Source organism: Vibrio sp. HI00D65, from assembly GCF_001635455.1.
GTDB lineage: Bacteria > Pseudomonadota > Gammaproteobacteria > Enterobacterales > Vibrionaceae > Vibrio.
Window position 1 is genome coordinate 20,956 of record NZ_LWEH01000054.1, and the last position, 23,502, is coordinate 44,457.

Genomic DNA, 23,502 nt, shown 5'->3' on the forward strand with positions numbered 1-23,502 from the left:
CCGTATTTTTGTGTTGATAGATAGAGCAGTAAATGAAAAAGCAGCGTGCCTTTCTAAAATGGGCTGGTGGTAAATATGGCCTAGTTGAAGACATCCAACGTCACCTGCCACCTGCTCGTAAATTGGTAGAACCATTTTTTGGTGCTGGTTCTGTGTTTTTGAACACGGACTACGAACAGTACTTGCTGGCTGATATCAATCCCGATCTTATCAACCTGTACAACCTACTTAAAACGGATCCTGAGACCTACATTGCGGAAGCAAAGCGTTGGTTCTGCCCTGAGAACAACCGCAAAGAAGCCTACTTAGATATTCGAGCTCAGTTCAACGATACTGACAATGTTATGTATCGCTCACTTGCTTTCTTGTACATGAACCGATTTGGCTTCAATGGCCTATGTCGCTACAACAAGAAAGGCGGTTTTAACGTTCCGTTTGGTTCTTACAAAAAGCCTTACTTTCCAGAAGCCGAGCTGGAGTTTTTTGCTGAAAAAGCGAAAAAGGCCACTTTCGTGTGTGAGGGATACCATGAAACCTTTAGCCGCGCCCGTAAAGGTTGCGTGGTTTACTGCGATCCTCCGTACGCACCGCTGTCAAATACCGCTAACTTTACCTCTTACGCAGGTAATGGCTTCAGCTTAGATGATCAAGCAGCACTGGCTGATGTTGCTGAAAAAGCGGCGACAGAACGCGGTATTCCTGTGTTGATTTCTAACCACGACACGACATTAACGCGTCGCTTGTATCATGGTGCAGAATTGAATGTGGTGAAGGTGAAGCGCACCATCAGTCGTAATGGCGCTGGTCGTAATAAAGTGGATGAGCTACTCGCGCTGTTCCATCAAGATAAAAGCCAGCAACACGCTGCAGCAGAATAACCTCGAACCCCTCAAATTGAGTGACCAAAAGGTACTTTCTTAAACTAATCTTTCTAACTGCTAGGATCTGTCTAGGTGCTTAGGTAGAATTGCACACCAAATAGTCTTGGGGTTGAATCTTGTACATATACGAGGTGCCACCAAGGCGGTGAACTCGCAATTTACTTACTCTTAAGAGGTTTGGTATGAAAGATTTTCTAATCGCTCCATCAATTTTGTCTGCAGATTTTGCTCGTCTTGGTGAAGACGTTGAAAAAGTACTGGCAGCCGGTGCCGATGTTGTGCACTTTGATGTGATGGATAACCACTACGTACCTAATCTGACTTTTGGCGCGCCTATCTGTAAAGCACTCCGTGACTACGGTATTACTGCTCCAATCGATGTTCACTTAATGGTGAAGCCGGTTGATAACATCGTGCCTGAGTTTGCAAAGGCTGGCGCATCGATGATTACCTTCCACGTAGAAGCATCAGAGCACATCGATCGCACTCTACAACTGATCAAAGAGCACGGCTGTAAAGCGGGTGTGGTTCTTAACCCAGCGACACCACTATCTTGCCTAGATTACATCATGGACAAAGTAGACATGATCCTATTGATGTCTGTGAACCCAGGTTTCGGCGGTCAATCTTTCATTCCTCACACGCTAGATAAGCTACGTGCGGTTCGCAAGCTGATTGACGAGTCTGGACGTGATATTCGCCTAGAGATCGACGGTGGCGTAAAGGTGGATAACATTCGTGAGATCGCAGAAGCGGGCGCAGATATGTTTGTTGCGGGCTCAGCTATCTTTAATCAACCTGATTACAAAGAAGTGATTGATGAGATGCGTGCAGAGCTTGCAAAAGTAAACGCATAAAAGTAGAACTAGGGTCAGTTGACCTAAAAATCAAAAAATTTAGATTAAGGGGGCTGATTGGCCCCTTTTTTACGTCTTATTGCTCAACACATGAGACGAATATAATTAATAGGAAAGTAAGATGTCATTAAGCTCAATAAAACTGATCGCCTTTGATTTGGATGGGACCTTATTAGACAGCGTGCCTGATTTGGCAGTAGCTGCTGACCAAGCTTGTCAAGAGCTAGGCTTCCCTTCAGTGAGTGAAGAGCAAGTTCGTGATTATGTAGGCAATGGTGCTGACGTGCTTATCGGTCGTTCATTAAGCCGCGACCTAATTGTGGACCCAAGTTTAGAGCCAGAGCTACTGAAAAAAGCACGTATCTTGTTTGATGATTTCTATGAGCAGGGCGGCCATAAGCTGAGCCACCTTTACCCATCAGTAAAAGAGACTCTGGCAGAGCTGCACCAAGCGGGCTTTATTATGGCATTGGTAACTAACAAGCCATCAAAGTTTGTGCCAGACGTGCTAGCGCAACACGGTATCGATAAGTACTTTGTAGATGTACTTGGCGGTGATTCTTTCCCAGAGAAAAAACCGAACCCAGTAGCGCTAAACTGGTTGCTAGAAAAGCACAATGTGAAAGCAGAAGAGATGCTGATGGTTGGTGATTCAAGCAACGACATCAAAGCGGCAAAGAACGCGGGTTGTCATTCGTTTGGCCTGACTTACGGCTACAACCACGGTGAGCCTATTTCAGCATCAAACCCTGACTATGTGGCAGATAATGTCGCGCAATTGCTCGATGTCGTTCTAGTTTCTGCATAAAGCGGACAAAAGTTAGCTAACCCACTAGCAAAATACTTATCAATGAGTACACTGGATTAGCTGCGCAGAAAGAGCTGTGCGGCTTTTCTATATTTAAGTTAAGAAGCTAAGCCATCAATTGACTTAGCGAATAAGCAAAGGAATTAAAACCATGAGCAAGCCCATCGTATTGAGTGGTGTTCAACCATCTGGTGAACTAAGTATCGGTAACTACTTGGGTGCTCTACGTCAATGGCAACAGATGCAAGATGACTACGATTGCCAGTACTGTGTGGTAGACCTTCACGCAATTACGGTTCGCCAAGATCCGAAAGCACTGCATGAAGCGACTCTAGACGCACTAGCTATCTGTCTTGCTGTCGGTGTTGATCCAAAGAAGAGCACGCTATTTGTTCAGTCTCACGTACCAGAGCATGCTCAACTTGGTTGGCTTCTTAACTGTTACACACAAATGGGTGAACTGAGCCGTATGACTCAGTTTAAAGACAAGTCTGCGCGTCACTCAAATGACGTGAACGTAGGTCTGTTTGATTACCCTGTTTTGATGGCTGCGGACATCCTGCTTTACGGTGCTCACCAAGTACCAGTAGGTAGCGACCAGAAACAACACCTAGAGTTAGCGCGTGATATCGCAACTCGCTTCAACAACATCTACTCGCCAGAACAGCCAATCTTCGAAGTGCCAGAACCGTACATCCCAACAGTGAATGCACGTGTAATGAGCCTACAAGATGCAGCGAAGAAGATGTCTAAGTCAGACGACAATCGCAAGAATGTGATTACTCTGCTAGAAGAGCCTAAGTCGATCATCAAAAAGATCAACAAAGCGCAAACGGATGCAGAAACACCACCACGCATAGCCCATGATTGGGAAAACAAAGCGGGTATCTCTAACCTGATGGGTCTTTACTCAGCAGCAACAGGGAAAACATTCGAAGAGATTGAAGCGCAGTACCAAGGCGTTGAAATGTACGGTCCGTTCAAGAAAGATGTGGGTGCAGCAATCGTTGAAATGCTAGAGCCAATTCAAACGGAATACCACCGTATCCGTGCTGATCGTGCCTACATGGACGCAGTAATGAAAGCGGGTGCAGAAAAAGCCTCTGAGCGCGCAGCAGTAACGCTGAAGAAAGCATACGAAGCAGTTGGTTTTGTAACTCGCCCATAGGGTGACTCAACACCTTCCGCTGTAAAATCTAAGCCCAAAGTGACTGCGTTTACTTTGGGCTTTTTAGTGCCTGCTAGCTAAGGCTTCCCAATAATCGAGCTGTTTTAATTGATGATTTACCCATTTAACTAATAACACATCTTTAATGTTTATATTGTGCAGAACATCTTATTAAATAAGTTTTGTTCTTATAAATTCTTACTCATTTCTATTTGTGTTGGAAATATATTGCATGCCAAACAATTGATGATTCCAAAGTGATAAGTTTCTCATTTTCTTGCCAACTGTCTTATTCCTTTCATAAATAAACCTGATAGTTACCACAAAATACATGACTGCCCATAGATGGCAGTAATTATAAATCGATGAACTCAGGTGAAACGGATGACTCTTTTACACAAACCTTCATTGCTAGCAGTGGCAATTGGTAGCTTGTTAACGACAAGTGCACACGCTGATTTGTTTATTTCACAATACGTGGAAGGCGGCAGCTATAACAAAGCGGTTGAGATCGCCAATAACGGCGACAGCAGCATTAATTTAGATGGTTATTCACTGGCTAAATCAGCGAATGGCAACGGATCATGGGGCGCCACTTTACCTTTAGATGGCCACGTTTTAGCGCCTGGTGAGGTACTGGTTGTTGCGCATAGCAGTGCAAGCGATGAGATTAAAGCGGTCGCTGACATTCTTAATGCCTCATTGGCTAATCATAATGGTGATGACCCGTTGGCTATCCTGAATGCAGACTCAAGCGTGTTGGACATGGTTGGCGTGATGGGCGATGTCGACTGGGGTAAAGATGTTACCTTGGTTCGTGCTGAACAAACCCCATCGGCGACGTTTGATGCTTCACAATGGGTATCGCTACCGAAAGACAGCATTGAAGGTCTAGGTTCTTTAGACAATGTTGAGTTGCCAGACGCCTTTGCTTGTACGCAAGACGGCGCTGCTCCAGTATTCACCACCATTCAAGAAATTCAAGGCGAGGGTGCGACATCGCCGTTCATCGATGGCTACCCGTACATCACCGACGATGAGTATTTCGTAAAAGGAGTGGTAAGCGCAGTCACTACCGGCCTAACTAAAGGTTTCTACCTGCAAGCCCTTGAGGATGATTTCAACTCAAGTACTTCTGAAGGTCTATTTGTTCATACCAATCAATCTAGTTCTGAATTAGCTGCAGGCGATGTGGTGTGTGTGAAAGGTAAAGTTCAAGAATACTACAGCCACACTCAGCTTAAAGTTGAAAACAATCAATGGTTAAAGGAAGGCGAGCAGGACGCGCCTGAAGCGACAGCCATTGAAGCATTAGACACCGACGAGAACTTCGCGGCGGCACTTGAGCGTTACGAAGGCATGTTGGTGAAAACAACCGAAGCGCTTGATATGCGTGTGACGCGTACCTTCGGTTATGACTACGCAGGTCGTCGTAATAATATGGTTTTGGCGCATGAGCGTATCAACATGCAACCAAACCAACTTTTCGCAGCGGGTTCTGATGAAGCGAAACAGCAAACAGAAGACAATGCTGACCGTCGTCTTTTCGTAGAGACTGACCAAAAAGCGGGTGATGGACAAGTTCCTTTCTACCCAGATTTTGGTCGTACCGACATCGACCAAGATGGCTCAACGGAAGACTATATCCGTATTGATGACACTATTGTTGGTCTAGAAGGTGTGTTGACCTACAGCTACGGCGAGTACCGCCTGATCACGACTAACCAGATCACCGCTGAAAACTTCGTTCGCAACGACCCGCGTACCGACAAACCTGATATGGATGAAGGCGACTTACGTATTGCGACCTTTAATGTACTGAACTACTTCAACTCTCCATTTGGCGGTGATGCGAACCAGCATGGTAATAACCGTGGTGCAAACACCATCACTGAGTTTGAAGTACAACAAGAGAAGATTGTAAACGCGATTCTTCGCTTGGATGCTGACATCATCGGCTTGATGGAAATTGAGAACAACGGTTTTGGTGAAGGTTCGGCAATTCAACAGCTTGTGAATCAACTGAACGATCGTATTGAGCATAAGAAAGACCGTTACACCTTTGTTGCCGTCGACTCAAATGAAGATGGCGTTACCGACGAAATGGACTCGATCGGCACTGATGTGATTACTACGGGTGTTATCTACCGTAAGAAGGTGGTTAAGCTTAAAGACAGCCGTGTTATCGCGATGCCAAGCCAGCAAGCACCAGAGGTGTTAGACGACTCAGGTAAGGTGATTGAAGATGGTAAGAACTACCAACGTGACTCATTGGCGCCAACCTTTAAGGTGAAGGGCACCAAAGAGAAACTGACTGTCGCGATTAACCATTTTAAATCGAAAGGTTCTAAGTGTTGGGAAGATGCAGCTCCTGTTGAGCAAGGCGGTCAAGGTGGTGTAGATGCTGATAAGCAAGGTTCATGTGAGAACTTCCGTGTAGCAGCGGCAGTTGCACTGGGTGAAGCACTTGATGGCATCAAAGGCCACAAAGTGATTCTGGGTGATATGAACTCGTATGGCATGGAAGATCCAATGCTGGTGCTGACAGATTACTCTGAAGAGAAGTACGGCAAGCAGATCAAAGCGGCGCGAAACACTTACATTAATGGCGTTGAGCAGTTTGGTGATAACGGTGCTGTGATAACTAAGAACTACGGCTATGTAAATGCGGTCGCGCAGAAGCACCCAGACAGCTGGAGCTACTCATACAATGATGAAGTTGGCGCCTTAGACCACTTATTGGTGAGCGAGAGCTTAAAAGACATGGTGGTGGATGCGACCGATTGGCATATCAATGGTGGTGAGTCGACGTTGTTTGATTACAACGAAGAGTACAAAGGCGACCTACCTAAGTACCAAGACCACTTCCGCTCATCGGATCATGACCCTGCGGTTCTTGAGCTAAAAGTTGGTGGTTCGTTTGGCTTTGGCGCGTTAATGACACTGTTTGGCCTAGCGATGTGGCGCCGTCGTAAGTAGTAAGCAAATCAGCTTTACTGCTAACGGTGAAAGTGAGTACACGTCACCGAATGCGGGTAATTGACAGTTATCTGTAAACAATTAAGGTCAACTTAGGTTGGCCTTAATTATTGGTGAAATGCAGTTTCCACTTGCCTTTCGCTATGGGTATTGCACAATACCGCCCCTATATCTTCCAATCATTTAGTATTTAGCAAACGATTTCACCCATGTTACTTATCATTGATAACTACGACTCTTTTACCTATAACTTATATCAGTATTTCTGTGAGTTAGGTGTCACTGTAAAAGTTGTACGCAACGATGAAATCGATATTGCGGGTATTGAAGCGCTGAATCCTAGTCATCTTGTGATCTCCCCGGGGCCTTGTACGCCGGATGACGCGGGTATCTCTCTACAAGTCATAGAACACTTCGTTGGCAAGTTGCCGATCTTAGGTGTGTGTCTTGGCCATCAAGCCATTGCTCAGGTATTTGGCGGTAAAGTGGTGAGAGCAAGACAAGTGATGCACGGTAAAACCTCACCGATACGCCACAATGGTAAGAGCGTTTTCCAAGGGCTGAATAACCCACTAATCGTCACGCGTTACCACTCCCTTGTGGTGAAAAACGGCACACTACCAGATTGCTTTGAACTGACTTCTTGGACAGAGCTTGAAGATGGCAGTATGGATGAGATCATGGGTTATCAGCACAAAACCTTGCCAATTGATGCGGTTCAGTTCCACCCTGAATCGATTAAAACAGAGCAAGGGCACCAACTTCTGGCTAACTTTTTAGCACGTTAAATGTTTAAAGCGGGCGTTTTATTCTCCTAAATAGGAGAGCTTAACCTGCGAACTCCTTCGTTATACGTTTTAATTCGGGTTTTACCGAGCTCGATCCTTCTGACGCCGATCACTTTTTATAACATTTCTTCCTCATCAGGCTAAGTTTTTAGTCTTTGCAAAGTTATTCGCCGTATTTCCTTTTGAACCCAATATACCGCTGTGCCAGTAAGGCTTTGCTTTTGCAGGATAGGCGTATATGTAAAAAAAGCTTCATAAAACAAGTTGATTGATGCATAAATAGTCATGGGTTGTGAGGTTTAGCTGGTTGTGAGGTATGGCTAAAGAATAATCTACTATTGAAAACGTTAATTAAATGTAAATATAATGCTGCGGCGGGATTGTAGCGAGACAAAATTTTTTCGTCTCACTTATGAATCATTACGCTTATTTGCGAAGCTTGCGGTATCGAGAAGGAATGTACGATGACAGTGGAAAATAATGTAGAACGTAGTCTGTTTAATGAGGTGATGGTGCCTTGTTATAACCCAATGGAAATGATCCCGGTAAAAGGGGAAGGTGCACGCGTATGGGACCAACAAGGCCGAGAGTATATCGACTTTGCTGGTGGTATTGCTGTGAGCTGTTTGGGTCACTGTCACCCAGCAATGGTGAATGCCGTTACTGAGCAAGCAAACAAGATTTGGCACCTAAGTAATGTAATGACCAACGAACCTGCACTGCGTCTAGCGAAGAAGCTAACTGACGTATGTTTTGCAGACAAAGTATTCTTTGCGAACTCTGGCGCAGAAGCGAATGAAGCAGCACTTAAGCTAGCTCGTCGTTGGGCGGCAGATGTTCACGGTCCTGAGAAATCTGAAATCATTGCATTCAAACAAGGTTTCCATGGTCGTACTTTCTTTACTGTAACCGTTGGTGGTCAAGAGGCTTACTCTGATGGCTTCGGTCCAAAGCCTGGTGATGTAACTCACCTACCTTACAATGATATTGCAGCTCTAGAAGCGCATATTTCTGACCGCACTTGTGCCATCATGATGGAACCTCTGCAGGGTGAGGGCGGTATTATTCCTCCAACGGCTGAGTTCGTGAATACGGTTCGTGAACTATGTGACAAACACAATGCACTGCTGATTTTTGATGAAGTACAAACAGGTAATGGCCGTACTGGTGATTTCTATGCTTACCAAGGTCTAGGTGTAACACCAGATATCCTAAGCACTGCGAAGTCACTAGGTGGCGGTTTCCCTATCGGCGCAATGCTAACGACATCTGAACTAGCAACACACCTCAAGGTTGGTACTCATGGTTCTACTTACGGTGGTAACCCACTTGCGTGTGCGGTAGCAGAAGCTGTTGTTGACGTAGTTAGCCAACCTGAAACTCTGGCTGGCGTGAAAGAGCGTGAAGCACTATTCCGTGATGGTCTAACTAAGATTAACGATAAATACCAAATTTTCAGTGAGATTCGCGGTAAAGGCCTATTGTTAGGTGCTGCACTGAATGACGAATGGCAAGGACGTGCGCGCGACGTATTGGTAGCAGCAGGCGAGCAAGGCCTGATGGTACTGGTTGCGGGTGCAAACGTGGTTCGTTTCACTCCATCATTGGTTATCACTAAACAAGAAATTGAAGAAGGCTTATCAAAACTAGACAAAGCAATCGCTACGCTAGTTTAGCCTGAGCGGCGTCATAGGAATGATCGCCACTAGAGCGATCCCATGACGTTCTGCTAAAGGCCCAAGCTTCTGGTTTTGGGCCTATTTTGCATCTGGAGGGAATATTGATGCTAGTTGTTCGCCCAATAAAACTGTCTGATTACGATGCGCTGCACACCTGTGCAGTTGAATCAGGTCATGGATTCACATCTCTTCCGGTTAACGAAGAATTGTTAACTAACCGAATTACCCACTCTGAATACAGCTTTGCGAAAGCAGACGTGACTGAACCTGGTGATGAAGGCTACCTAATGGTGGGTTTCGACTCTGAAACTGGTGAAGTCGCTGGTACAACAGGTATCGAAGCTTCGATTGGCTGGGATGTGCCTTTTTACTCGTACCACATCAGTAAAGTGGTTCACTCTTCACAGCGCCTTAAAGTGAATAACGTGGTTAAGCTGCTGACGTTTGGTAATAACTATACAGGTTGCAGCGAAATTTGTACGCTGTTCTTACGTCCTGATTACCGCAAAGGCTTGAACGGTCGATTGATGTCTAAGTGTCGTTTTCTAATGATGGCTGAGCACCCAGAGCGTTTCTCGAAAACGATCTTTGCTGAGATGCGTGGTGTATCAGATGCAGAAGGCAACTCGCCATTCTGGAAATGGTTGCAAGAACACTTCTTCTCGATTGATTTCACACTAGCTGATTACCTAACAGGTATTGGTAAGAAAGGCTTCATCGCTGACCTTATGCCGAAGCTGCCAATCTATGTAAACCTATTGAGTGAAGAAGCTCAGGCGGTGATTGGTCAAGTGCACGACAACACCCGCCCAGCATTGAAACTGCTGGAACGTGAGGGTTTCACTAATCGTGGTTACGTCGACATCTTTGATGCGGGACCAACGGTTGAGTGTGATTTAAGAAACATCGAATCTGTACGTCACTCTATTCGAGCACAGGTTCAAATTGCAGAGCACTCTAGCTCTAAAGACTTCCTAATTGGTAATACCTCGTTTGAGAACTTCCGCGCAGTTGCCGCGAAAGGTGCATATGACCAGGCAAGCGACACAGTGATTTTATCATCTGAAGTAGCAAGCGCTCTTGAAGTAAAAGAAGGCGATTTCGTTCGCATGCTGGCTCAATAAGAGCGGCGATTATCTGTCGAAGATTGTAAGGATATAAGTATGACTCAGTGGATAGCAGGACAATGGGTGGCAGGTCAAGGTAACGCCATGACATCAGTAAGCCCATACAACAACGAAGTAGTGTGGCAGGGTGATAGTGCAACACCGGCACAGGTTGAATCTGCAGTGACAGCGGCTCGCGAAGCGTTTCTAGTTTGGAAAAAACTGAGCTTTGCTAAGCGTGAAGCGATCGTGTTGAAGTTCGCGGAAAAGGTAAAAGAGAACAGCGAAGAGATCGCGCAAATTATCGCAAAAGAGACGGGCAAACCTATTTGGGAAACTCGTACTGAAGCAGGCGCAATGGCGGGCAAGATCGCTATCTCTATTCGTGCTTACCACGACCGTACTGGTGAAGCATCACGTGAAGCAGCGGGTAACCAAATTGTACTTCGTCACCGTCCGTTGGGCGTGATGGCGGTGTTTGGCCCTTACAACTTCCCTGGTCACCTACCTAATGGCCATATTGTGCCTGCATTGTTAGCGGGTAATACTGTGGTATTCAAACCATCAGAGCAGACACCTTGGACAGGTGAGTTTGCGATGAAGCTATGGCAAGAAGCCGGTCTTCCTGCTGGCGTAATCAATCTAGTGCAAGGTGCTAAAGAGACAGGTATCGCACTGGCGGATGCTAAAGGCCTTGATGGTGTGCTGTTCACAGGTAGTGCCAATACTGGTCACATCCTTCACCGTCAATTTGCGGGTCAACCGGGTAAGATGTTGGCACTAGAGATGGGGGGTAATAACCCTATGGTGATCAGTGACCAATACGGTGATGCAGACGCAACGGTATACACCATTATTCAATCAGCGTTCATCAGTGCCGGTCAACGTTGTACATGTGCTCGTCGCCTGTATGTTCCTGTTGGCGAGAAGGGTGATCTGCTACTTGATAAACTGGTCGCAGCGACGCAAAAGATTCGTGTTGATCAGCCATTCGCTGAACCAGCTCCTTTCATGGGGCCGCAAATCTCTGAAGCTGCAGCTAAGTTTATTCTAGAGGCACAAGCTAATCTGCAATCTCTAGGTGGTATCAGCCTAGTGGAAGCAAAAGCGGGCGAAGCGGCGTTTGTTTCTCCAGGCATTATCGATGCAACCAACATTGCTGAGCTACCAGATGAAGAGTACTTCGGGCCATTGCTGCAAGTGGTTCGTTACCAATCGCTAGAGCAAGCGGTTGAGTTAGCTAACGACACTCGCTTCGGTCTGTCTGCTGGCCTGGTATCAACCGACGATGCTGAGTGGGAATACTTCGTTGACCATATCCGTGCGGGTATTGTTAACCGTAACCGCCAGCTAACAGGCGCAAGTGGTGATGCCCCATTTGGTGGCCCGGGTGCGTCAGGTAACCTACGTCCAAGTGCTTACTATGCGGCAGACTACTGTGCTTACCCAATGGCTTCAATGGAAGGTGGTGAAACTCAACTGCCAGCCACATTTAGCCCAGGCATCGAGCTGTAGTTTAGATTGATATTAAGCTAATGCTTAGTTGATAGTTATGAGATAAGGAAGCGGTGTATCGCTTCCTTATTTTAACCACGCTCAGCATCAAGATTGGGCGGCAGATAATAATAGAACAAGTATGTCACAGGCTGATGGCTGCTGACTTTTTGTCTCAGTCTCTCCCTTTCTAATCCAAATCACTAGCTTGCTAGAACCTCTGACAAGGAGTCACCATGACGCCCGATCTACTCTTTAAATCTCTATGGGACGATTACATTCATAGACTTTGCCCGTCGGCAGAGAAAGTGCATCACTTGCTAAAAGAAGATGAAGCGCTGATCAACGATCACATTGCATTGCGTACCTTTAATGTTGCCCCTTTAGGTATTGAAACATTAGCTAAGCCATTCCTTGAGCTGGGTTATAAAGCATGTGGCGATTACTTGTTTGAAAGTAAGAAGCTAGTGGCTAAACACTACGAACACCCAGATCCAAAACAACCGAAAGTGTTCATTAGTGAGTTGAAGGTAGAAGAGTGTTCTAGTGAATTACAGCAGATCGTTGCCAAATTGGTTGAGCAGGTTGATGCAAGTAAGTTAGAGGGACATGAATTCCTATTTGGTGGTCGCCTTTGGGATTTGAGCTTCGCTGATTTCCAACTGCTAGTCACGGAGAGTGAATACGCCTCTTGGTTAGCCGCTCACGGTTACGGTGCCAACCACTTCACGGTTAGTGTCAATCAACTGAACAAGTTCGATGAAGTACAAGCTGTGAATGATTATCTGAGTGATGCTGGCTTTACGATTAATGCATCTGGTGGTGAAGTGAAAGGCTCTCCAGAGGTGCTGTTAGAGCAATCATCAACCATGGCAGATAAAGTGCCAGTGGCATTCGTTGAAGGCAATGAGATGATTCCTGGTGGCTTCTATGAGTTCGCTAAGCGTTATGCGATGGCTAATGGTGAGCTTTATACCGGTTTTGTTGCTGCATCGGCGGATAAGATCTTCGAAAGCACCAACGGGTAACGAAAGATACGAGCACGGGCTTTGCCCTAGAGAGGCGGGTACGCTTCGCTTCGAGAATGTTTACGAGGCGAGAGCCTCATGTGTTCCATTAGTATCTCGTACCTTCTCTCAATAAAGAAAAAGCCACCAAATTCGCATTTGGTGGCTTTCATATTTTTGACTCAGTTAATCGAAATTAACGAGTGCCGTATACCACGATAGTCTTACCGTGTGCAGAAATTAGGTTCTGCTCTTCTAGCATCTTCAAGATACGACCTACTGTTTCACGAGAACAACCAACGATTTGGCCAATCTCTTGACGAGTGATCTTGATTTGCATGCCGTCAGGGTGAGTCATTGCATCTGGCTGTTTCGCTAGGTTTAGTAGCGTTTGAGCGATACGGCCTGTTACGTCAAGGAACGCTAAGTCACCAACCTTTTGGCTAGTTACTTGTAGGCGGCTTGCCATTTGCGCTGAAAGACGCATTAGGATGTCTGGGTTCACTTGGATAAGTTGACGGAACTTCTTGAAAGAAATTTCAGCTACTTCACAAGGAGATTTAGCACGAACCCAAGCTGTACGCTCTTGGTCTTCTTCGAACAAGCCTAGCTCACCGATGAAGTCGCCTTGGTTTAGGTAAGAAAGAATCATTTCCTTACCTTCTTCGTCTTTAATAAGAACTGCCACAGAACCTTTAACGATGTAGTACAAGGTCTCTGCCTTTTCACCAGCATGGATCAAAGTACTTTTTGAAGGGTACTTATGAATATGACAGTGTGAAAGGAACCACTCTAATGTTGGATCGGTTTGAGGTTTACCTAGAACCATAATATCTCACTTCCTCTGCAGGGTATGCTTGCCGCTTTCCGTATTTTAGCTAAGCCTGAATTGACTTCTTAGGATAAGAGCACTCGATGAGCACTGCAAGCTATCTTGTGTTTCGTTTAAGAATAGTATCCTTTTTCAGGTACTATTTCTTGATTTTAATCGTGACCAAGCTACGATTTTTTACGCAAAATTGTGCACATGATCACGGTATGAAAAGTAATCAGCCAGAATGTCGTTTTGTTAACCTATTTTCCCGGTTTCGATGAGTTGTTGTAGGATTGGCCTCACAATGAGCTCCATAGCAAAACTCATCTTGCCACCTGGCACCACTAGGGTGTTATGACGAGACATGAATGAGCCATCAATCATGGCCAAAAGATACGGGAAATCGACGTTTTTGATGCCGCGCAAACGTATAACAACGAAGCTTTCATCTAAACTTGGAATCTCTTTGGCGTTAAGTGGATTCGATGTATCTACGGTTGGAACACGCTGAAAGTTGATATGAGTACGCGAAAATTGCGGGGTAATATAGTTAAGGTAGTCATCCATTGAACGAACAATGGAGTCCATTACTGCTTCGCGTGAGTGGCCACGATCGCGTGTGTCACGAACGAACTTTTGAATCCACTCTAGGTTTACGATAGGAACCATGCCAATCAGCAGGTCGACGTGTTGAGAGACATTAATGTCGCCATCAACCACGCCGCCGTGTAGGCCTTCGTAAAACATCACGTCTGAATTTTCTGGGATATCTTGCCATGGCGTGAAGGTGCCTGGCATTTGATTATAAGGCACAGCTTCATCGAACGTATGTAGGTAACTACGTACTTTACCAGTACCTTCATTACCGTACTTACGGAAAAACTCTTCTAATGCTGCGAAGTCGTTGGCTTGTGGGCCGAAGTAGCTGATGTGCTTACCTTGCTCACGTGCCTTGCGGATCTCGACGTCCATTTCTGGTCGAGTGAAGCGGTGAAAACTATCCCCTTCAACCCAAGCAGCCTTCACGTCCATCATGTTGAACATTTTTCGGAAGGCTTCTGAGGTAGTGGTGGTGCCGGCTCCTGAAGAACCCGTCACCGCAATAATTGGATGTTTAGCGGACATGACAACCCTTGTCTTATGAGTAACTTACTTGTTAGCAATCGTTTTCCACTATAACACGGCTCTGTGTTAAGCGCAGCTTAGAAGCGTTTTGTGAGCTGGATATCAACGGTCTCGTGCAGTTCGGAAAACACGATGTTAGCCTCACCAGAAGCTAATTGATGTTTCACTTGGTCAATCTTGTTTTGTAGAGAGATCTCCACGTCGCCGTAGTCTGTACCCTCACGCAGTACGAATTCTTTGATGAGGTTTTCCAGAGTGTCAGGTTCAATGTCTTTCCATGGGATGATCATAAATACTTCTCTCTTTTATGTTCATTAATAGGTTGTGATGTGTGCTCCGTGACTTTTTGAACACAACTCTCTAATAGTAGGTGCGCTATCTTATCAAGGTTTCTCTTATATATTTAGTCGGCTTAGTCGTTATGCTGAATCTTGAATACTTTCATAGTAGGCAGGCAGCGCTTCTTCTAACCAAAACCTTGGTTTTAGCGTACTACCAGTAATAAACCCAACATGACCCCCCTTCTGGAACAAGCGATAATCGATGTTATCCGGCAGAACGAATTTAGGAATTACATCATCAGTCATGAAAGGATCGTCTTTAGCATGGATGATCTGAGTTGGTAGCTTTATCTTATTGAGCTTAGGAAGAGCTGAGCACTGTGCGTAATAGTCTTGAGCGTTCTTGAATCCATGCAGAGGCGCGGTGATTCGTTCATCAAACTCATACAACTTATCAATCTTCTTGATTGTCTCAGCGGTGATATCGAGCTTCTCTTGCAGCAGGTTGATCTTTCTTAAGGCGTTTGATTTGAGAGAGCTGAGCAGGTACTTCTTGTAGAGCTTAGAAAAGCCTTTCTCAATGCGACTCGCGCAACAAGCCAGATCAAACGGAGCTGATACTATGGTTGCTGCTGATAGCAGGGGATCGTCTGAATATTCAGCCAGATAATTCGCCAACATGTTTCCACCTAAAGAGATTCCGACCGCCACCTTAGGGTTGTTGGGAAACTGTGCATGCAGGTGCCTTAGGAAAAAGCGAGCATCTTCGACTTCGCCAGAATGGTAAGCACGAGCCAAGCGGTTCGGTTTACCGCTGCAGCCTCTAAAGTGCATCATCACGGATAACCACTCATCCTTGGCAAATGCATTCATCAGTCCGTTTGCATAAGGGCTTTCAAAACTGCCTTCTAATCCGTGGAAGAGAATGAAGATAGGTTTGTTGCTTGTTAGTTCATCGTTATCTGGTGATTCACTCCAAGCAAGGTCTAGGAAGTCCCCATCAGGCGTTTCTAAGGTTTGCCACGTAGGGTGGAACAACACCTGATTTCTGATAAACCTTGGCACTAAAGTTTGTAAGTGTGGGTTAGATAAACCAGCAGCTGCGGTAAATATGGTCATAAAACAGTCCGTGCTTTTTATGGGCTTTGAAAAGTATTAAGTATTGCGATGCACCCACGTTTTTATTTGAACTTGGTTAATTCTCGGTGCAAGCGCAAGCCTCTCTCTGAGACTCAATGTAAAAATAGATTATGAGTAACTGATTGAGTATTATCAAACTTGTACGAGCTAGCCTCTGCTCGCTATGAGCACTCATTTTGTTATGAGCATCGAGATATCAATACGAGAGTAAGCTTGTACCGGGACAACTCAAAAGAGAAAGAAAACGAGTTAAGGCTGAGGGGCGGGTTCAGAAAATGCGTCATAGAGGCTTTCTGCTCCTAGTAGACGACAATATTGCAGAGCCAGTGGTGCTTGTTGATTAGTGAACAGTTGCAGTGAGTTAATACAGTCGACAAGGTCGGATTGCTGCTGCTTCTCAAGTTGCAGTTCAAACTGTAAGGCTTCACGGTAGAGAGAGTCGACAACATGCTCTTTAAGGTGTTTGCGTAACTCTCGATAACTATGAAGTAGGGTTTCTGAGCGGCTTAAGCACTGCTGCACTTTGTGCCACTCTTCTTCTGCAAAAGACACTTGCTGCTCATCGAGCCATTTAAGGAGCAGCAGTAGATTGACGTTGCCGTGGAACTGGTTTTGCAAAGCTAAGCACGCATCTTTAACACCGCGCACACTGTAGTACTGAAGGCTAAATTGCCATAGTCGTTCCAGTGTTAGTGATATTGGGGCGTGCTTTGGGCTCATAAGCTATCCATATCCTGTTCCATCTGCTCAAGCTCTTCTTGAGTGGACATCCAATCCATTTCAACTTCTTCAAGTTGTGATTTACTGCTCGCTTGTAGGGCGAGTACTTCATTCAGTTTAGCCTTATTTTCAGCTTCATACAGTGAAGTGTCGGATAATTGTTGCTCGGCTTCTTCAAGAGCAAGCGTCAGTTTATCCATCTGCTTTTCAAATTGAGTCAGCTTTTTACGGATTGGTGCGGTTAACTTACGGAACTCGGCTTCTTTACGTTTTTGCTCTTTTTTCGCCGCAGCACTGTTAGCACCATCTTTCGCTGGAGCCTGCGCTTGTGCTTCTTTGCGTTCCACTTTTTGCTGTTCGGTTAGCCACTTGTAATAATCGTTCAGGTCACCGTCAAACGGCGCAACTTGGCGGTCGTGTACAAGGTACAGGTCATCAGTGGTTGCACGAAGCAGGTAACGGTCGTGCGATACGATAACCATCGCGCCTTCAAACGTCTGTAGAGCAAATGTCAGCGCCTGACGCATGTCGAGATCCAAGTGGTTGGTTGGTTCATCGAGTAGCAACAGGTTCGGCTTTTGCCATACCAGCAGCGCCAATACTAAACGTGCTTTCTCACCACCTGAGAAAGGAGCCACTTTATCCAGTGCCTTCTCGCCTTGGAAGCCGAAGCTACCTAGATAATCACGCAACTGTTGTTCGGTGTGCTTAGGTGCAATCTGCATCATGTGTTGCAGTGGTGTCTCTTCTGGGTGCAGCGTTTCTAGTTGATGCTGTGCGAAGTAACCAATCTTAACGCCTTGTGAGTAGCTCAGCTCGCCACCTTGCTGTTTCAGTTCGCCAGAAAGCAGCTTGATAAGTGTCGATTTACCTGCGCCGTTACGACCCAGTAGACCGATACGGCTACCCGGAACAAGGTTAAGGCGAATCTTCTCTAGGATTAATTTGTCATCGTAGCCTGCAGAGACCTCATCCATCATCATGATTGGGTTTGGTAGCGCGTCTGGTTCTCTGAACTCAAAGCTGAATGGGTTATCAAACTGAGCTGGCAGTACTTGTTCCATTTTCTCTAGCGCTTTAATACGGCTTTGCGCTTGGCGAGCTTTTGAAGCTTTATAACGGAAACGGTCGATGTAGCTCTGCATGTGAGCCATCTGTTTTTGCTGCTTCTGGTACATCGCCTGTTGCAGAATCAGCTTTTGCGCTCGTTGATTCTCAAACGATGAGTAGTTACCTGTGTACTCATTTAACTTTTGGTTTTCTACGTGAACGATGCGGTTTACGATAGGGTCTAAGAAGTCTCTATCGTGCGAGATAAGAATCAGTGTACCAGGGTAGCTTTGTAGCCAACGTTCTAGCCACATTACCGCATCTAAGTCCAAGTGGTTGGTTGGCTCATCGAGCAGCAGTAAGTCACTGCGGCACAGTAGGGCTTGCGCTAGGTTCAAACGCATACGCCAACCACCTGAGAATTGAGTCAGGTTCCACGTCATTTGTTCTTGGCTAAAGCCTAGGCCGTCTAGCAATTCGGCTGCGCGAGCCTTAATGCTGTAACCACCAATGGTTTCTACCTTGCCGTGAATCTCTGCGACGAGTGTGCCGTTGTCGGCTACTTCCGCTTTTTGCAGCTGATCTTCAAGGCCACGATATTCACGGTCACCATCAATCACGTATTCAATTGCTGTTCTTTCTAATGCTGGGGTTTCTTGAGCAACCCACGCCATCTCCCAATGAGCAGGTTTGCTGAATGAACCTGCATCAACCGATAGTTCGTCTTTAATTAAAGCGAACAGCGTCGATTTACCACAGCCGTTTTTACCTACCAAGCCAATCTTGTCGCCTGGGTGAAGAGTCGCAGATGCTTGGTCGAGGAGGGGCTTACCGCCGCGTAGCAATTGAATATCAGAGAAAGTAATCATAGAAATAGAATAGAAATTAGAGGTGAACAGACGCCTGCATAGTAGGCTGAAACCAGATAAAAGTCGATCACAATGCAATTTGCGTTATGATGCCAATAACATATTAATAACTTTTGCTTAAATGCTTGTGGCCTTGCCACAGTTTAGCCTTAAAAGGAAAGCTTCAAAGGAATGAGTAATACTCCCTCGACAGACAAAGTAGTACCCAAAGTATTGGTTATCTACGCGCACCCAGAGCCAGAAACCTCTATTGCCAATCAGATGATGGTTAAGAAAATAGAGTCGCTCGGACATGTCAAAATTCACGATCTCTATGCCATCTATCCTGATTTTTTTATCGATGTGCCGTATGAGCATTCTCTGCTCCTTGAATATGATGTGATTGTGTTCCAACACCCTCTGTTTATGTATTCCTGTCCTTCATTGCTAAAAGAGTGGTTTGACCGAGTCTTGGGTAAAGGCTTTGCGTTTGGTGAGCAAAGTGCACTGAAAGGTAAATATTGGCGTAGCGTTATCACTACGGGTGGTAAAGAAGAGGCGTTTGGAGCAGCAGGCTATAATAAATATCCATTACAAGAGATTTTACAGCCTTTCGAACTTACAGCCGCTTTGTGTCAGATGAGCTGGATTCCACCTTTGGTTTTACACTGGGCACGAAATGTCTCAGACATGACTCGTTATCAACACGCAGAGGCTTATCGAAACTGGTTACGAGACCCGCTACAAGATATAGGAGCGAACGATGGCTCTGACTAATGATTTTTTGCAAAGTAGCGTTATATTCCTAGCTGCAGCGGTGGTTGCGGTACCTATCGCGCAGCGCGCCGGTTTAGGCTCGGTATTGGGCTATTTATTAGCTGGTGTGGCAATTGGCCCATGGGGGCTCGGTTTAATCAGCGATGTCGAAGCGATTCTGCATTTCTCCGAATTCGGGGTGGTGCTGCTGCTCTTCCTGATTGGTTTAGAGCTTAACCCTAAAAAACTGTGGCAGATGCGAGCGCCTATTCTCGGACTCGGTGGCGCGCAAGTGCTGATTACCACTCTGATCATCACCGCCATTGCCTGTATGTTTGGTTTAACGTGGCAAACGAGCTTAGTAATAGGTATGGGCTTAGCTCTATCTTCGACCGCGATCGCTTTAAGGGTTATTGAAGAACGAGAGCTTGGTGGCAAAGAAGCAGGCCAGTCAGGTTTTGCAGTACTACTTTTCCAAGATATTGCCGTGATCCCTATGTTGGCTATGCTGCCTTTACTTGCAGGTAACACCGGCGGCAGCTGGGCAGACATGTTGTGGATGTTAGGTGGCGTGGTTGGTTTGCTGGTAGGCGGTCACTTTTTGTTGAGGCCTCTTTTCCGCTATGTAGTCATGAGTGGTGTGCGTGAGTTGTTCACCGTTGCAGCTCTGCTGTTGGTGATTGGTATCGCCGTTATCATGCAGCAGATTGGCTTGTCGATGGCTCTGGGTACTTTCTTAGCGGGCGTACTTCTGGCTGAGAGTGAATACCGACATGAGTTGGAAATCGCGATTGATCCATTTAAAGGATTGTTACTTGGTCTGTTCTTTATCTCTGTCGGTATGGCCGTTAACTTAGGGTTATTGGCCGAAAGCCCATTTGCAATACTGATCGCTGTTCTAGCGTTAGTCGTACTAAAGGGTTTGGTTTTGTATGCCCTTGCTCGAATGTTTGGTACTCAGGCTAAAGCGCGCAGCCGCATGGCGATGATTCTTAGCCAAGGCGGTGAGTTCGCTTTCGTTATCTTCACAGCGGCAAGTGCACAAGGCATCTTGAGTGGTGAGCAAGTGTCATTTTTGCTAGTTGTAGTGAGTCTATCAATGGTGACCACGCCATTAATGCTTAAGCTGCAAGATAAGTTCTTTGCTCGCCAATTGAATCAAATCAGCGAAAATGCGATGTCTTCGGATGTGGTTGACCGCAGCCCTCGAGTGATTATTGCTGGCTTTGGTCGGTTTGGTCAGATCATCGGTCGCCTGATGTACGCCAATAAGATCCGCATTACGATCTTGGAAAGTGACGCTAGCCAAATCCATATCTTGAGAAAGTTTGGCTACAAGGTATTTTACGGTGATTCCACTCACTTAGAGTTGTTACGAGCAGCGGGGGCGGATAAGGCCGAAGCGATTGTGTTGTGTACTGATTCTCCAGACGAAATCATGAAAACCGTCGACTTATGCAAGCAGCACTTCCCAAGTCTTAAAATTTTGGCGCGTGCACGAAGCCGTGTTGAAGCGTACCAATTGCTTAATCACGGGGTAAACAATTATTCGCGTGAAACCTTCCTTGGAGCACTAGACCTTGGCCGTCAAACTCTGACTGAACTTGGCATGCATCCATACAAAGCGAAGCGAGCAGAAGCACATTTTAGGAAGTTGGATAATGGTATGCTGAAAGAATTACTGCCTCAGCATAATGAAGACGCAGAGTTAGCCCAAAGAGCGAAAGAGGCTCGTAAAGAGCTCGAAGAGATCTTTGGACACGAGATGGAGAATGACCACCAATCTCGTAACTATTGGCAGTAGCATCTGTTTAGAGTGAACGGCTCGAGTATGTGATGCATGCTTTGAGCCTAAAGTCATTTCCCAGAGAAACCTAATAATAAACGCGGTCCTATTCGCTTTCACATCAAGCATAGAGAACCGCGAATCCAGAGTAGTAAAGGATATTAACGTGAAACAGAAAAAACGCTTTATCGCAGGGGCGAGCTGCCCAAGCTGCAATACTCAAGACACGCTACGTTGGTGGATTGAGAATAATATCGAGCTGGTGGAATGTGTCGATTGTGACTTCTCAGAGCAACGTAAACCGAAAACTGTAGAGAAATCTGAACACGCGAATCAAGAAATGATCGGTATTTTTAAGCCTGAATGATTGAGTTTCGATAATTGATCCCCATAATATCCGGATACAGAATTTTTCCTAAGCTCAACTGTTGGAGCTTAGTCCAAACCTCCTTGGAGCTCTCATGAAAATTGAAAAGAACGTAGTAGTTAGTGTTGCATATCAAGTGAAACTTGAAGATGGCGTAGTAGTTGACCAATCAACTGCAGAAGCTCCACTAGATTACCTTCACGGTCATAACAATCTAATTACAGGTCTTGAAAAAGAGCTTGAAGGCAAAGTAGCTGGCGACAAGTTCTCTGCAACTGTTACTCCAGAAGACGCTTACGGTGAGCACAACGACGCACTAGTGCAACGTGTTCCTGCTGACGTATTCCAAGGTGTTGAACAAATCGAAGTTGGCATGCGTTTCCTAGCGGATACTGACCAAGGTCCAATCCCAGTAGAAGTAACTGAAGTAGACGGCGACGAAGTTGTTGTGGATGGCAACCACATGCTAGCTGGCCAAACTCTAACGTTTGACGTTGAAGTTGTAGCGGTTCGTGAAGCGACTGAAGAAGAAGTTCAACACGGTCACGTACACCAAGCTGGTGGCTGTGGCAGCGAAGGTCACGACCACGGTGAAGAGAAAAAAGACGGCTGCTGCGGTGGCGGTAGCTGTGGTTCTCACTAATACCGACCTAACGGATTAGTTTGAGAATATGAAAGCCTCCCGAGTGGAGGCTTTTTCCGTATTGGGGGGGTGCTTTCTGGCGTGAGCATGGCCGCTAGCGAAAGATTTGTTGTTGCTATCAGACATCGAGCTTTGGATATGATATTGATAGCGACAGATAACAAGAATACGTCAGTGGAGAGTTTACATGTCGCAACCTTTTTCAATTGCCATTCATGGTGGTGCGGGCACCATCTTGCGAGCGCAAATGAGTGATGAGCTAAAAGCAGGCATTACTGAGGCTTTAGAGAAGTCAGTATTGGCGGGTTACCAAGTGCTGCAATCGGGCGGTGATGCTTTGGATGCGGTAGTGGCATCGGTAAAGGTGATGGAAGACAGCCCGCATTTTAACGCTGGTAAGGGCTCGGTTCTTACTCATGATGAGTTTGTGGAGATGGATGCTTCGGTAATGCACGGTCGCGAAATGGATGCGGGTGCTATTGCGGGTGTTCGTCATATTAAAAACCCGATCGAATTAGCTCGCGATGTGATGCTAAAAAGCGACCATGTATTGTTGATTGGAGAAGGGGCGGAGAAGTTTGCCTTTGAACACGACTATACCTTTACTGAGCAAGACTACTTTTTCACTGAGCGCCGTTACGACCAGCTTCAATCGATGAAAGAAAAAGGCATATTTGCTTTGTCTGAAGCGAAATACGATGAGCAGCAAGCTGAAAAGTACCTCGATGACAAAAAGTACGGCACGGTTGGCGCTGTGGCATTAGACCAAGCGGGCAATTTGGCGGCAGCGACCAGTACTGGTGGTGTGACAAACAAGAAGTTTGGCCGGGTGGGTGATTCGCCAATCATTGGAGCGGGCACTATTGCTGAGAATGGTAATGTTGCGGTTTCGACCACAGGCATGGGGGAGTTCTTCTTAAGAAAAATGGTCGCCAGTGATGTGGCTGCGCGCATGCGTTATCTTAAAGAAGATGTTCATACCGCATGTGAACACATCATTCAAGGAGAGCTGAAAAGCATGGGCGGCGAAGGTGGTTTGATTGCGATTGACGGTCAAGGTGATATTCACTTCGGCATGAACAGTTCCGGCATGTACCGCGCAAGTGTTGATACAGAAGGGCGAGTGGAAGTTAAGATCTATACTGATCACTAGCCAAGCTTCGGTGTAACTCAAGTACACAAAGGGCGACAGATATTCTCTGTCG

Annotated in this window: 21 protein-coding genes; 15 read left to right on the plus strand and 6 right to left on the minus strand. The window is 46.0% G+C overall.

Annotated features, from left to right (window positions below):
* Positions 1 to 32: 32 nt before the first annotated feature.
* The 10 genes from A3712_RS07070 (at position 33) to A3712_RS07115 (ending at position 12,788) form a co-directional block, all read left to right on the plus strand.
* Positions 33 to 878: a Dam family site-specific DNA-(adenine-N6)-methyltransferase gene (locus A3712_RS07070; protein ID WP_063522866.1), complete on the plus strand. Its 846-nt coding sequence runs from the start codon at positions 33 to 35 to the stop codon at positions 876 to 878.
* A gap of 185 nt (positions 879 to 1,063) precedes the next feature.
* Positions 1,064 to 1,738 (plus strand): ribulose-phosphate 3-epimerase, encoded by a 675-nt coding sequence (gene rpe, locus A3712_RS07075; protein WP_008222304.1) that lies wholly within the window; start codon positions 1,064 to 1,066, stop codon positions 1,736 to 1,738.
* A gap of 121 nt (positions 1,739 to 1,859) precedes the next feature.
* Positions 1,860 to 2,546, plus strand: coding sequence for a phosphoglycolate phosphatase (locus A3712_RS07080; protein ID WP_063522867.1), 687 nt, complete (start codon positions 1,860 to 1,862; stop codon positions 2,544 to 2,546).
* A gap of 151 nt (positions 2,547 to 2,697) precedes the next feature.
* Complete coding sequence (trpS, locus tag A3712_RS07085; protein ID WP_063522868.1) at positions 2,698 to 3,714, plus strand: tryptophan--tRNA ligase; 1,017 nt, start codon at positions 2,698 to 2,700, stop codon at positions 3,712 to 3,714.
* A 384-nt stretch (positions 3,715 to 4,098) separates the two neighbouring features.
* Complete coding sequence (locus tag A3712_RS07090; protein ID WP_063522869.1) at positions 4,099 to 6,693, plus strand: ExeM/NucH family extracellular endonuclease; 2,595 nt, start codon at positions 4,099 to 4,101, stop codon at positions 6,691 to 6,693.
* Positions 6,694 to 6,902: 209 nt separating this feature from the next.
* Positions 6,903 to 7,481 carry an aminodeoxychorismate/anthranilate synthase component II gene (locus A3712_RS07095; RefSeq protein ID WP_063522870.1) on the plus strand — a complete coding sequence of 193 codons (579 nt, stop codon included), beginning with the start codon at positions 6,903 to 6,905 and terminating at the stop codon, positions 7,479 to 7,481.
* Between the two features lie 464 nt (positions 7,482 to 7,945).
* Entirely contained in the window at positions 7,946 to 9,157 is a 1,212-nt protein-coding gene (locus A3712_RS07100) for an aspartate aminotransferase family protein (protein WP_063522871.1), read from the plus strand.
* A gap of 107 nt (positions 9,158 to 9,264) precedes the next feature.
* Positions 9,265 to 10,284, plus strand: coding sequence for an arginine N-succinyltransferase (gene astA, locus A3712_RS07105; protein WP_063522872.1), 1,020 nt, complete (start codon positions 9,265 to 9,267; stop codon positions 10,282 to 10,284).
* 39 nt (positions 10,285 to 10,323) lie between these two features.
* A complete protein-coding gene (gene astD, locus A3712_RS07110) occupies positions 10,324 to 11,781 on the plus strand; it encodes a succinylglutamate-semialdehyde dehydrogenase (RefSeq protein WP_063522873.1) in 1,458 nt (485 codons plus the stop codon).
* Between the two features lie 215 nt (positions 11,782 to 11,996).
* Positions 11,997 to 12,788: a DUF1338 domain-containing protein gene (locus A3712_RS07115; protein ID WP_063522874.1), complete on the plus strand. Its 792-nt coding sequence runs from the start codon at positions 11,997 to 11,999 to the stop codon at positions 12,786 to 12,788.
* 175 nt (positions 12,789 to 12,963) lie between these two features.
* Here the strand turns inward: A3712_RS07115 and crp are convergent, their stop codons facing one another.
* The 6 genes from crp to A3712_RS07145 all read right to left on the minus strand — a co-directional run bounded on the left by crp (position 12,964) and on the right by A3712_RS07145 (position 18,766).
* Entirely contained in the window at positions 12,964 to 13,596 is a 633-nt protein-coding gene (gene crp / locus A3712_RS07120) for a cAMP-activated global transcriptional regulator CRP (RefSeq protein ID WP_004410522.1), read from the minus strand.
* 240 nt (positions 13,597 to 13,836) lie between these two features.
* A complete protein-coding gene (locus A3712_RS07125) occupies positions 13,837 to 14,706 on the minus strand; it encodes a phosphoribulokinase (RefSeq protein ID WP_063522875.1) in 870 nt (289 codons plus the stop codon).
* Positions 14,707 to 14,783: 77 nt separating this feature from the next.
* Positions 14,784 to 14,996 (minus strand): YheU family protein, encoded by a 213-nt coding sequence (locus tag A3712_RS07130; protein ID WP_004737179.1) that lies wholly within the window; start codon positions 14,994 to 14,996, stop codon positions 14,784 to 14,786.
* Between the two features lie 129 nt (positions 14,997 to 15,125).
* A complete protein-coding gene (locus A3712_RS07135; protein ID WP_063522876.1) occupies positions 15,126 to 16,106 on the minus strand; it encodes a hydrolase in 981 nt (326 codons plus the stop codon).
* Positions 16,107 to 16,376: 270 nt separating this feature from the next.
* The gene (locus A3712_RS07140; RefSeq protein WP_063522877.1) at positions 16,377 to 16,847 is read right to left on the minus strand and encodes a TIGR02444 family protein; all 471 of its coding nucleotides are present in this window, start codon (positions 16,845 to 16,847) and stop codon (positions 16,377 to 16,379) included.
* The gene (locus tag A3712_RS07145; RefSeq protein WP_063522878.1) at positions 16,844 to 18,766 is read right to left on the minus strand and encodes an ABC transporter ATP-binding protein; all 1,923 of its coding nucleotides are present in this window, start codon (positions 18,764 to 18,766) and stop codon (positions 16,844 to 16,846) included. The genes A3712_RS07140 and A3712_RS07145 overlap by 4 nt, the downstream gene beginning before the upstream one ends.
* A gap of 171 nt (positions 18,767 to 18,937) precedes the next feature.
* Here A3712_RS07145 and kefG point away from each other — a divergent pair, with 171 nt between their 5' ends.
* From kefG to A3712_RS07170, 5 genes are all read left to right on the plus strand, one after another.
* A complete protein-coding gene (gene kefG, locus A3712_RS07150) occupies positions 18,938 to 19,522 on the plus strand; it encodes a glutathione-regulated potassium-efflux system ancillary protein KefG (protein ID WP_063522892.1) in 585 nt (194 codons plus the stop codon).
* On the plus strand, positions 19,509 to 21,305 hold the full coding sequence (kefB, locus tag A3712_RS07155; RefSeq protein WP_063522879.1) for a glutathione-regulated potassium-efflux system protein KefB: 1,797 nt from the start codon (positions 19,509 to 19,511) through the stop codon (positions 21,303 to 21,305). The genes kefG and kefB overlap by 14 nt, the downstream gene beginning before the upstream one ends.
* Before the next feature lie 148 nt (positions 21,306 to 21,453).
* Positions 21,454 to 21,654, plus strand: coding sequence for a YheV family putative zinc ribbon protein (locus A3712_RS07160; RefSeq protein WP_004737184.1), 201 nt, complete (start codon positions 21,454 to 21,456; stop codon positions 21,652 to 21,654).
* Positions 21,655 to 21,748: 94 nt separating this feature from the next.
* Entirely contained in the window at positions 21,749 to 22,297 is a 549-nt protein-coding gene (gene slyD, locus A3712_RS07165) for a peptidylprolyl isomerase (protein WP_063522880.1), read from the plus strand.
* 187 nt (positions 22,298 to 22,484) lie between these two features.
* Complete coding sequence (locus tag A3712_RS07170) at positions 22,485 to 23,450, plus strand: isoaspartyl peptidase/L-asparaginase family protein (RefSeq protein ID WP_063522881.1); 966 nt, start codon at positions 22,485 to 22,487, stop codon at positions 23,448 to 23,450.
* Positions 23,451 to 23,502: the final 52 nt, after the last annotated feature.